At 38.5% G+C, this 12550-nt stretch carries 11 protein-coding genes and 1 pseudogene; all 12 read right to left on the bottom strand.

Features of this window, described 5'->3' with window-relative positions; translation table 11 throughout:
• Positions 1-58: 58 nt before the first annotated feature.
• Positions 59-901 (bottom strand): patatin-like phospholipase family protein, encoded by an 843-nt coding sequence (locus ACYIB7_RS08065; protein WP_103982459.1) that lies wholly within the window; start codon positions 899-901, stop codon positions 59-61.
• Between the two features lie 100 nt (positions 902-1001).
• On the bottom strand, positions 1002-2000 hold the full coding sequence (locus tag ACYIB7_RS08070) for a 2-hydroxyacid dehydrogenase (RefSeq protein WP_103982460.1): 999 nt from the start codon (positions 1998-2000) through the stop codon (positions 1002-1004).
• A 166-nt stretch (positions 2001-2166) separates the two neighbouring features.
• Positions 2167-3345: a sensor histidine kinase gene (locus tag ACYIB7_RS08075; protein WP_103982461.1), complete on the bottom strand. Its 1179-nt coding sequence runs from the start codon at positions 3343-3345 to the stop codon at positions 2167-2169.
• Positions 3342-4019, bottom strand: a complete 678-nt coding sequence (locus ACYIB7_RS08080) for a response regulator transcription factor (RefSeq protein WP_480336717.1) — start codon at positions 4017-4019, stop codon at positions 3342-3344. Before ACYIB7_RS08080 ends, ACYIB7_RS08075 begins: the two co-directional genes overlap by 4 nt.
• Before the next feature lie 44 nt (positions 4020-4063).
• A pseudogene (locus ACYIB7_RS08085) lies at positions 4064-4478 on the bottom strand (efflux RND transporter permease subunit); the annotation flags it as partial.
• A 143-nt stretch (positions 4479-4621) separates the two neighbouring features.
• Entirely contained in the window at positions 4622-5083 is a 462-nt protein-coding gene (locus tag ACYIB7_RS08090) for a septal ring lytic transglycosylase RlpA family protein (protein ID WP_103982463.1), read from the bottom strand.
• Positions 5084-5104: 21 nt separating this feature from the next.
• Positions 5105-6484, bottom strand: coding sequence for a cytochrome c peroxidase (locus ACYIB7_RS08095; RefSeq protein WP_480336718.1), 1380 nt, complete (start codon positions 6482-6484; stop codon positions 5105-5107).
• Positions 6485-6606: 122 nt separating this feature from the next.
• The gene (locus ACYIB7_RS08100; RefSeq protein WP_480336720.1) at positions 6607-7095 is read right to left on the bottom strand and encodes an NADH-quinone oxidoreductase subunit NuoE family protein; all 489 of its coding nucleotides are present in this window, start codon (positions 7093-7095) and stop codon (positions 6607-6609) included.
• 3 nt (positions 7096-7098) lie between these two features.
• Positions 7099-8889 (bottom strand): NADH-dependent [FeFe] hydrogenase, group A6, encoded by a 1791-nt coding sequence (locus tag ACYIB7_RS08105; protein WP_103982465.1) that lies wholly within the window; start codon positions 8887-8889, stop codon positions 7099-7101.
• Between the two features lie 12 nt (positions 8890-8901).
• Entirely contained in the window at positions 8902-10695 is a 1794-nt protein-coding gene (locus ACYIB7_RS08110; RefSeq protein ID WP_103982466.1) for an NADH-ubiquinone oxidoreductase-F iron-sulfur binding region domain-containing protein, read from the bottom strand.
• A 26-nt stretch (positions 10696-10721) separates the two neighbouring features.
• A complete protein-coding gene (locus ACYIB7_RS08115; protein ID WP_099465630.1) occupies positions 10722-11120 on the bottom strand; it encodes a (2Fe-2S) ferredoxin domain-containing protein in 399 nt (132 codons plus the stop codon).
• A 105-nt stretch (positions 11121-11225) separates the two neighbouring features.
• Positions 11226-12518 (bottom strand): L-cysteine desulfidase family protein, encoded by a 1293-nt coding sequence (locus ACYIB7_RS08120; protein ID WP_103982467.1) that lies wholly within the window; start codon positions 12516-12518, stop codon positions 11226-11228.
• Between the last annotated feature and the right edge of the window lie 32 nt (positions 12519-12550).

Raw genomic sequence — 12550 nt, forward strand, 5'->3', positions numbered from 1 at the left:
AGATTTGTTGTCCTTTAGAAGAGGTGACTTTTGAAATATCAAGACAAAAATATTGATTTCAAAAGTCACCTCTTTTTATCATGCGCCCGCATTCATATCCTTCATCATATAATTCAGATAGTTTCTTAACGTCCCGTTCCGTACGTCCAACAGTGATTGGGTTTTGAGGACGAATAACAATAGCCTTATCTTCCGCTTCTAATTGATCGATATAATCTAAAACATTATTATAACTACGATAACGTAACTTCAGCTGTTCCCTTATTGCCGGATATTTACGATAAATGAATCCGGGTAAATAAAAATCTTTATTAGCTTTCCTATAGCCTTTATTGCGAGTTAGAATAATGACATTTTTTTTGTAACCGTCCTCTATAGCCCGACGAACCGGAATAGCATCACAAACACCTCCGTCTACCATAGGAATCCCGTTTACGTGAGCTACAGGACACATAACCGGCAAGGAACAAGATGCTCTTAATACATCAAGCAGTTTTTTAGGATCTTTTTTTTCTTCATAATACTCAGCTTTTCCTGTTAAACAATTACTTGTAACCACAACAAAGCGTTCGGAAGAACGAAAATATGTATCATAATCAAAAGGATAATACTTTTCGGGATATGTATAAAACAAAAAATCAAGATCTATATAACCTTTGCCTTGCAGTAAACGGCGTAAGCCTATATAATTATATATTTTAAGTAAATCTATATTACTGAAACGGGATCGTCCCCGTTGCCAGGATGCATACGAAATGCCATTACTTGCTCCGGCAGAAACACCAATTGTGTAAGAGAAACGGATATTATTATCCATAAAATAGTCTAATACACCTACGGTGAATATACCACGCATCCCTCCTCCTTCCAAGACTAAACCGGTTTGTTTATCTATTTTCATAAATCGTATTTTCATTAAAAAGCCATTGCCTGGCTCACACCGGACAATGGCCACAAAAATATAATAAATCAGCGATAAATAATAATCTCCTTATAGAATATTACTTTGTAACTTCATTGATTAGAGGAAGCCCCTTGCGAAAATCATCGATATTTTTGAATGTCGTTTCAGCAATATTGTGCAAAGCCTCTTTCGTAAAAAATGCCTGATGGGAAGTAACAATCACATTATTAAATGAGAGCAATCTTGCCAAAACATCATCATCAATAATTTTATCGGACTTATCTTCATAGAAATAGTCACCTTCTTCTTCATAAACATCCAAGCCTGCAGCCGACACTTTCTTTTCTTTCAAACCTTCAATCAATGCATTTGTATTGATCAGTTGTCCACGACCTGTATTAATAATCATTACTCCGTCCTTCATCTTAGAAATAGAGTCATCATTTATGATATAACGTGTTTGTTCTGTCAACGGACAATGGAGCGATATAATATCTGCACGTTTATATAATTCATCTAATGGAACATAAGTAAATCCTTCTTCAACAGCATATTTCTCGTCAGGATATAAATCGTTGGCTAAAATGTGCATGCCCAGTCCTTTTAAAATATGGATTAATATCTTTGCAATCTTTCCGGTTCCGATAATACCGGCCGTTTTACCATGCATATCGAATCCCATTAAGCCATTCAACGAGAAATTACCGTCTCTTGTACGCCAGTAAGCCCTATGTATCTTCCTATTTAGCGATAACATTAATGCCAACGTATATTCTGCTACAGCATAAGGTGAATAAGCAGGAACGCGTACGACGGGCAATTTATCTTTTGCCGCAGACAGGTCCACATTATTAAAACCTGCACAACGTAAAGCCAGCAACTTTACTCCATTGGAAGCCATAGCATTTATTACCTCGGCATCAGCAGTGTCATTAACAAAAATACATACCACATCCATGCCTTGAGTCAAGACCACGTTATTCCTGTTTAAATGTCCTTTAAAGTAGCGTATGTCAAAGTTATACTGTTCGTTTATTTTATCAAACGAAGCTATATCATACGGTTTAGCACCGAAAAGCGCAATTTTATATGCCATAATATCTGTTTTTAATAATAACTGATTTACAGATATGAATGTTCTGTAATTACGGCACGTTTAACAGATCGCAGACTTATTAGCCAGGAAGAAGCACAAGGCGTTACACCTGAATCGGTAAAAATAGCAGGACCGGCTAAAGGACTTTTAACCAGCTCCGATTCCATTATGGAAATTCAATCCGAACAGTAGTCCCTTTTTCTTCTTCTGAAATAATATCAACTTTTGCTCCATACGTGGTCAGTATCCGCATGGAAAGACTAAGACCAATACCGTGTCCTGCATATTCACGTGTATTACTAGCACGGTAAAACGGTTGATAAATACGCTTTATCTCTTCAGCTGGAATGCCTATGCCCTGATCTGTAATTTCAAGTATAGCTCCGTTTAAACGCATTTCGACAGGTGTATCTTTAGAATATTTACACGCATTATTCAAGAGGTTGCTGATTGCTATTTTCAGCAGATATGGATTTGCTTGGAATGTATATGCAAAATTATCTGTGCAAAAACCTATACGGCCATCCACAAATCGCATCAAAAAGTCTGCTAAAGGAATATTTTCACGGGCATTTTTCACAATTTCTTTATCGCCATGAGAAAGAAATAGAAGATGCTTCATCAATGTAATTATCCGTTTTGTTTCCGCCGCTATACGTTCTAATGCGGCTTGGTATTCTTCTGGTGTGCGTTCTTTCAACAAACTGATTTCACATTCTCCCTGTATCGCAGTTAACGGATTATTCAACTCATGGGAAGCGCTGCCGATAAATGATTTTTCACTCTGATATGCTGCATCTATCCGATCCACCATACGAATAGCATAAAGCTTCCCTACCAGATATATAAGGATAATACCAATAAGCAATAAGATCAGCAATAATCCGCCTATACGTTTCTGGATTTCACTTCCATATTGATTATTGGATATTACAAGAATTATGAAATTGCCTTCGTTATCCGGATAATAAACAGCAGTACCAACCTTAAAATCATGGCTAAAGTTGATTACTTCACCATTGTATAATTCCTTAATTTCTTTTTCTGAAAGATAACGTTCCAGTGTTGTATGCGTGTCGGCAATACTATCTGCATTCAACAGTATTTCCGTAGCCACAGGAAGAGTTTCTTCATAATGTTGTTGAATCCTGGCATAACTATCTGTATCTACCTCGTCCTTTTCCCAATGCTTTGCGGCTGTGGCATATGCTTTTTCCGTTAAATACGAGTAATAAAGACGTGTGATATAATTGGCTGATACAAAGTAGAAAACAACGACAACCAGCATTATTATGCCTACAGTAATAGCTGTATAAAACAATGTTATTTTATTGCCTATTTTCATGCTTCCATCATATATCCGACCCCAACAACCGTATGAATAAGCTTATGTTCAAAGTCTTTATCTATTTTGGCACGAAGATAATTCACATATACATCTACAACATTTGTATTCGTATCAAAATCTTTATCCCAAACATGCTTTAACAAATTGAGCCGGCTAAGAACCACGCCTTGGTTTTGCATAAAATACTCAAGCAAGCGAAATTCTTTCACTGTAAGATCAATTGCCGTATTATCGCGAAAAGCCCGGTGACCTGTCGGATCTAAAGATAGGCTACCGCAGCAAAGAGCATGGGTTGGCATTTCATTGCCCGAACGGCGTAACAGGGCTTTAATACGGGCTTCCAATTCCTGAAAGCTAAAAGGTTTAACCAGATAATCATCTGCACCCGCATCCAAGCCACTGACTATATCATCGGTCGTTCCTAAAGCTGTAAGCATCACAACAGGAGACTGGTATCCATATAATTGCCTGTATTGGCGGCACAGCTGCAATCCATTTATCTTCGGCATAATAATATCCAGAATTAAAAGCTGAAAACTCTCTTTTTGGATCAATTCCCATCCGGTAGCACCATCATAAGCAACATGCACATCATGGCCAAACTCTTTTAGTCCCCGTTCTATAAATGAGGCTATATTAACTTCGTCCTCTACCAATAATATTTTAGCCATATTTAATTCTTTTCTTAAACTACCTGTTTTGCAAAGATATAATATTACAACCTACGTTGCAGTAATTTTCCGTTTTTATCATACATCATACGACGATAAAAAGCTTCTACCATCAAAGGAAAGACGAACAAAGTGAAAAATGTTGCGCCTATAAGTCCACCGATGATAACAATAGCTAACGGACGCTGGATCTCCGATCCGATACCATAGCTAAGTGCCGCCGGCAACAGCCGTTCCCATATCACGTCCTCGTACAGAAAACTTCACTGTACAGAAACGTGTATGATTTTCACGATATATGATAAGCAGTCCTGTTATCGTTCGAATATCGGCTGGTTCTTTTATTGGAACCATTGTACCATCACGTGCCGGTACAAGAATCTTTCCAATTTCCTCTTCACTTCTCCGGAATGAAGATTCGTAACGAACCATTATATTGAATTTACGTTCATCTTCATAAAAGGGATAAATAAAAATTTTCGTAAACGTAATATCTGTCTTCTTGAGTTTGTAGATTTCTATGACACTTATAAAAATACTTGTCTGCAACTTTATCTATCACGTTAGAATGCTCTTAGTTGAAATTAGAATTTGATTAGACGCTATTTTGTAAATTTTACTTTATAAGGAGGATTGATTCGTAAATGACTGGTTTCCAAATAAGGTATTTTCGGATAAATCAAATCAAGGTATCTCAAATCTAATGCAGCAGGAACTACCTCTAATCTTACTTTTGTGATGCCTTTTTTTATAAAATCCAATATTTCGGCAGCAGCCGGTGAAAGGTCTATAATACGTTTTTTTCGGAATGGACCGCGATCGGTCACACAAACTATAACACTTTTCATATTAGACAAATTTGTCACTCTCAAAAAAGTGCCTAGGGGATAAGTACGATGAGCAGCTACCAACTCACCACTATCATGCAAACGTCCGCTGGCAGATCTGCGGCCATGGAAACGCTCATGATAATAAGAAGCAAGCCCCTCCTCTTGTCCCCATATTTTTTCACTGCTCTGATAAGCAGCAAGTAAAAAGATGATATAGACTAAGCGAAAGGGCATACTTGTTATTTTTGTATTACATTACTGTAACATTGTTCCGTTATATTCGCCGGTCAATGTATTCAGATATGCTATAATCTTCTTAATTTCCGGATCAGTAATATTTTTGCCTATCTGGAATTGATGCATAACACGAATGGCATCTTCTACAGTTTTAATACTACCATCATGCATATACGGATAAGTAATCATTACATTACGTAGTGTAGGAGTTTTGAATTTATGACGGTCAGACTCATTTTTTGTTACAGCAAAACGTCCGTTATCACCATCTGTTAAACCTGTACCGCGATAATCAAAATAGTTCTTTTTAATACCCATATATTCAAAGGACTGTCCTCCTATATTTATACCAACGTGGCAAGTAGCACATTTATTGTCTTTGAATAGTTGGTAACCTTCCAATTCATCTGCAGTAAGAGCATCTTTATCTCCCATCAAATATTTATCAAAACGGCTCGGTGTAAGCAATGTTTTTTCAAACTCTGCAATTGCATCCGTAATTGTAGACTGGTTAAACCCTTCCGGATATATGGCTAAGAATTTTTTACTAAAATCCTTATCTTCAGCTAGTTTATCACTGATTTCATCAAAAGAAATACTACCCATTTCAACCGGATTTAACGGAGGGCCGGCAGCCTGCTCTTTTAAGTCGACAGCACGACCATCCCAGAACTGCAGGCAGTTTAAAGCTGCATTATATACAGTCGGTGCATTTACGCCTCCAAGTTGTCCTTTAATCCCTTCCGAATATTGTTTACGATCTACACCTCCGGTGTTTAATCCGTGGCAGGTAGCACACGAAATTGTATTATCTCCAGATAAACGTGTATCATGATATAAAGCAAATCCCAAAGCTACTTTTGCAGAGTCTGTCGGAATAGAAGTCATTAACGGCTGCACCGGTTCATTTGCAAACTCTTCTGCAACTGTGGGTGATAGAAAACTATTTTTACGGACATTCTTTGCCCATGATATGATAACCGCTTTCTCTTCACTATCAAGATTCGTTCCCCAATGCATGGGCATTGTATAATACTTTGCAGGAGGCATAGTTCCACTAAGAGCTGTATTTTCTACCTTGGCCATATCTACTTCCGATACTGGCAGACCGTTTTCCAAGGCATTCACCATTGCAGTAAGATCCAGGTAGCGTGTACCTTCCAGCATATCAGCTTTAACTACTGATCCTATAAAAGGCAATTTTCCATAAAATGGAACTGGAGCATTTTCTGCATGACACTGCAAACATCCATTTTCGCGAATAATAGATGCTACTTGCTTAGCTTCATCACCAGCATACTTTTTGTAATCGGTGGTACTACAACTGGAAATGCTAAATGCCAGTGAAAGTAATCCGATCGGTAATGCCGTAATTTTACAAAAAATAGTGTTACGCATAATTAATTGGTTGTTTTAGATTTATTTGACGCAAAGGTAGAATATTCTATTAACAGACCTTTTATAAATATTAAAAAATCTTGATAGAATAATTCTATCGAGTCATTGTTTTTGTCTATTAACTATTCACCCAGCATATAGTACTCAGAAAGTACATCCCTGACCTTTTCCGGAGTCATACGTCCATAGACTTTTCCTGCTATTGTAACGACCGGAGCTAAACCGCAAGCTCCTACACAACGTAAACAGTCTAAAGAAAAAAGCCCGTCCGATGTTGTCTCTCCTACTTTTATTTCCAACTGCCGCTGAAATTCGTCCATCACTTTTTCAGCACCACGCACATAGCATGCTGTACCTAAACATACGGATATGGGATATTTACCTTTCGGAGTCATAGTGAAAAATGAGTAAAAAGTAACAACTCCATATACGCGGGAAACGGGCAACCATAAGTCCGCAGCTATTATCTCCTGTACCTCTCTTGGCAAATATCCAAACAGTCCCTGGGCTGCATGTAGTATATTAATCAGTTCTCCTGCGTCATTGTTATGTTCTGCACATATAGTATGTAATTCTTCAACTTTCGTTTGTGGCAAATGTATTGTATCCATAGCTTAATCTCTTTTATCAGTTTGCATATACAGCCCTACGATCTCTTTCCTGTCAATGTAGTGTGTATGTAATAATTTATGGGCCAATGGACCGCATGGTTCTCCCAGAAATTCTTTGTACAGTTTTTGTATATATGGATTTTCATGACTTTTACGGAGAGGTTTGTTTACGTCTTCCTGATAAAGAGCTGTTGCACGTTTACGCAACACTTCCATACGTCCTCTATGGAATGGTTGCCCTCCTCCTCCTATACAACCCCCCGGACAAGCCATAACTTCTATCGCATGATAAGGTGAAGTGCCATTTTTTACCTCTTCTATTAACTTCCGGGCATTACCCAAACCATGTGCAATTCCTATTTTAACAGGTACGCCTTCAAAATCAATGGTAGCACTTCTGATGCCTTCCATACCCCGCAATTCTTCAAAATCAACCTTGTGTAATACCTTTTTTGTAAATAATTCATACGCCGTACGACAGGCTGCTTCAATAACGCCTCCCGTTGTCCCGAAAATAATACCTGCTCCCGTAGACTCTCCTAAAGGATGATCAAAATCACTATCGGGTAACTCATTAAAATCAATATTGGCATAACGAATCAGCCGGGCTAATTCGCGGGTGTAAATAGAAATATCGACATCTGGATTGCCATCAACCGAAAACTCAGGTCTACTGGCTTCATATTTTTTCGCCAGACACGGCATAATAGAGACGACCACCAAATTCTTGCGATCTATTCCTAATATTTTAGCAAAGTAACTTTTTGCTATTGCTCCAAACATTTGTTGCGGACTTTTTGCTGTTGAAAGGTTTTCTCTTAATTCAGGGAAATGTTGTTCTACAAAACTTACCCATCCGGGACAACAACTTGTCATCATTGGAATCTTTACTTTTTCGTCCCCATTCAGATATTTGCCCAAACGTTGTAATAGCTCAGTACCTTCCTCCATAATAGTCAGATCGGCGGCAAAATCAGTATCAAACACATAATCAAAACCCAACTGGCGAAGAGCAGAAACCATCTTTCCCGTTACAAGAGTGCCCGGCTCAAAGCCGAAATCCCGGCCTAATGCAGTACGTACAGCCGGAGCCGTTTGGGCAATTACTATTTTTGCAGGATCAGCTAATGCGTCCAACACCGGTTGCTGCGTATTTCTACCACTTAATGCATTAACAGGGCAAACGGACACGCATTGGCCGCAATAGGAACAAGTACTTCCAGCAATATCGCGTTCAAACGCTGTAGACACAGCAGCATTAAACCCTCTGTTCACTGCAGTCAGTGCCCCCACTGTTTGTATTGAATTACACATCGTTTCACAACGGCGGCACATGATACATTTATTCATATTCCGGACAATAGAAGGCGAACGGTCTATCTGGAATTTAGATTGTTCGCCTGCATACCGTATTTCTCTTATACCTAAATCGTGTGCAATAACCTGCAATTCGCAATGTCCGTTACTACTACAAGTAAGACACTCTGCCGGATGATTGGATAAAATTAACTCCATTACAGTTTTACGGGCATTCATAACGCGTGGCGTATGGGTTTTTACGACCATTCCTTCGATACATTCTGTTTTACAGGACGGAGCCAGATTACGACGTCCTTCTATCTCAACTACACAAATACGGCAGGCTCCCGGATTATTTTCATAATGCAAATCTTCCAGTTTCATATAACAGAGTGTAGGTATTTGTATGCCTACGCTTTTAGCCGCATCCAATATTGTAGTACCTTTTGAAACTTCAACCTGTTTCTTATCTATAATTAATTTTACAGTTTCCATGATTATCTGAATTTAATGTACATATACCGCATCGAACTTACATTTGTCCATACAAGTTCCGCACCTGATACATACTTGCAAGTCTATAACATGTGGTACTTTCCGATCTCCGGTAATTGCATGTACGGGGCAAACGCGGGCACATAATGTACAACCTTTACATTTCTCCGGATTGATATAATACTGGGTAAGCTCTCTACATTGATGAGAAGGGCAACGATGATCATGTACATGTGCCAGATATTCGTCATAAAAATTATCCATAGTGGATAAGACAGGATTAGGAGAAGTTTGTCCTAATCCGCACAAAGCCGTATCTTTTATAACCATTGCCAGATTACGCAATCTATCCAGATCATCTTCCGTTCCGTTACCTGAAGTTATTTTTTGTAGAATCTCATGCAAACGCTTGTTTCCTATACGGCACGGGGCACATTTACCACATGATTCTTCTACTGTAAAATCAAGATAAAATTTTGCCATGGCAACCATACAGTCATTTTCATCCATAACGATCATTCCTCCTGATCCCATCATAGAACCGGCAGCCAACAGATTATCATAGTCAATCGGCAGATCCAGATGTTTTTCTGTCAAACATCCTCCGGAAGGTCCTCCGGTTTGAACAGCTTTAAACTTTTTACCATCTTTAATACCTCCGCCAATTCCAAATATTACTTCCCTCAAAGTAGTTCCCATCGGAACTTCTATCAGACCGACATTATTTACTTTTCCAGCTAAAGCAAATACTTTTGTACCTTTGCTCTTTTCCGTACCGATACTACTGAACCATTTTGCTCCTTTCAGTAAAATAACCGGAATATTTGCATACGTCTCTACATTATTGACATTCGTCGGATAACCTTTATATCCTTGCTCGCTTGGAAACGGAGGCTTTACGGTAGCTTCACCGCGTAAGCCTTCCATACTATGAATTAATGCTGTTTCTTCACCGCAAACAAATGCTCCTGCACCATATCGTATCTCAATATCAAATGAAAAACCACTACCAAATATATTATCTCCTAGCAGACCGTATTCCTTTGCCTGCTTAATAGCAATCATCAACCTCTCCACGGCTAAAGGATATTCTGCACGAATATATACGAGCCCCTTGTTAGCTCCGGTACAATATCCGTTAATAGCCATAGCTTCCACAATCGAATGAGGATCACCTTCTAATATAGACCGATCCATAAATGCTCCCGGATCACCCTCATCGGCATTACAAACAACATATTTTTGAGAAGCCTGTACTTTTCGTGTTATCTGCCATTTCAAGCCCGTAGGAAAACCACCACCACCACGGCCACGGAGTCCACTATCCATAATTTCTTTTATTACCTCTTCCGGAGTCATTTCCGTAATTGCTTTTCCTAATGCCACATAGCCGTCCCTGGCTATATATTCATCTATATTCTCAGGATTTATAAAACCGCAATTACGTAATGCAACACGAAGTTGTTTTTTATAAAAATCAATATGTTTGGAGTCTAAAATCTGCTCATTTGTTTCCGGGTTTACATAAAGTAACCGTTCTACTTTCCGCCCCTTTACAAGGTGTTCTTTAACAAGTTCGTCGGCATCACCCGGTTGCACTTGCACATAAAATGTATTATCCGGAATCATTTTTACGACGGGGCCTTTTTCACAGAAACCAAAGCATCCGGTGCGGATTACCTGTACATTTTTCTGTAATCCGTTTTTTTCTACAGCAGCTTTCAGATTTCCTATGATCTTTTCACTTTGGGATGCGCGGCAACCGGTACCACCACACACCAAAATATAATTAGTGTATTGTGCCATTCTTTCTAGTATTTGAAATGTATTTATTATTCAGGTTTAACAGCTGTATAAGAAACAGGGATGATTCCGTCTACTAATATTCCATATCGTATATATTGAGATATAATTTCATCCACCTTTGCCTTATTTACATACCCGAATACCAGAGGTTCTTTCCCCGGAACCAATATCTCGACAGTAGGTTCGGCATAACAATACCCCATACATCCGGTTTGAGTAACCAATGCGTCTATATGTTCCCTATCGAGTACTTCAATAAAATAATTCATTATATCTTTTGCTCCGGCAGCTATTCCACACGTTGCCATCGAAATTTTTATCTGAATCATTTTTTCAGGATGGTCACTTTTTTCCCGCAAATCTAAAGATGCGCGAAAAGAGTCACGCATTTTACGAAGATCATCTAATGTCTTTACTTTATTCATAGTACATACTATTTAAGGGAAACAATCACCTACAGAAGGTGTGTAGCAAACATACGGATTTCTCCTTAAATAGTATGCATATTTTGGATAAAAAAAAGGATTATATCAACAAGATTTTCCTGTCATAATATCCAATACAAGTTTATCTGTAGCCTCCATTCCATGCGAGCCTATAGCTGTTAAATTGGATATGGATTTATCTACATCATCATCTATAATGCCTTCTACGGAAGTTACTACTTTATTCTCCATAGCCATCAATGCCGAAAGCATGGCAGTAGAAACACCGCTGGAAACTTTCATGGCACAACTGGGTTTGGCTCCGTCACATATCATTCCGGTAATATTACCAATCATATTTTTAATAGCGTACGATATCTGTATTTTACTCCCGCCCATCAACCATGTTATACCACAACTGGCACCAGTGGCAGCTACTACGCATCCGCAAAGAGCAGATAAGCGCCCCAAACTCTGTTTTATATAAATCACCATTAAATGGCTTAACATTAAAGAGCGGATCAACTGCTCTTCCGTACATTTTATATCTTCGGCAAATGATAAAACAGGTAATGTCGCAGCAATACCTTGATTTCCACTACCAGAGTTACTCATAACCGGTATCATTGCACCATCCATACGTGCGTCACAGGCTGCAGCCGTTACGGCTAACATGTGGGTATAAGTAGATTCTCCCAAATATTTTTTACCATATTTTCCCGAAACAGTCTTACTCACCGTATGCCCGTAATTCCCTTGAATAGATTCTTCGGCCGCTTTTTTATTTAATTCGGCAGTTTGTAAAATGAACCGTATCTCATCCAATGGCATTTCTGTTGCAAACTCATACACTGTAGAAAAAGATAAACGCAAATCATTATCATTGCACATATCTTCATTTGATGACCCTGAAACGCGGCAATCTTGCAGCACATCTCCATTTTTTTCTACATATATAATATGAGTATGTTCATGGCAAATAATCACTTTTGACGAATCATTTCCAGCAAAGCAATTTATTTCTATATAAAGCTTATCGACATTCTCTTTAAGTGAAATATGTATACATTTACGATCCACCATCATTTTACCGGCTTTCAGACCCTCTTCATTAAGATCACGTAAAACTTCCAGGCCATAAGATGATTTACCTATTAAAGCACCAAGGGCAATTGCAATAGGCAACCCAACCATACCTGTTCCAGGAATACCAACCCCCATGGCATTTTTTAAAATATTGGCGCTCAAAAGCACTTCTATTTTCTCAGGTTCTTTTCCTAATGTTTCTGCAGCTTTAGCAGCAGCGAGAGCAACTGCAATAGGTTCTGTACAGCCAATTGCAGGTATAACTTCACGATGAATTAAACCGATAATTTGTGATTTAGTATTTTGATCCATGGTAATGACATTAATTAAATAAATTGCAACAA

It is taken from the genome of Parabacteroides sp. KHUB-03 (genome assembly GCF_056640975.1).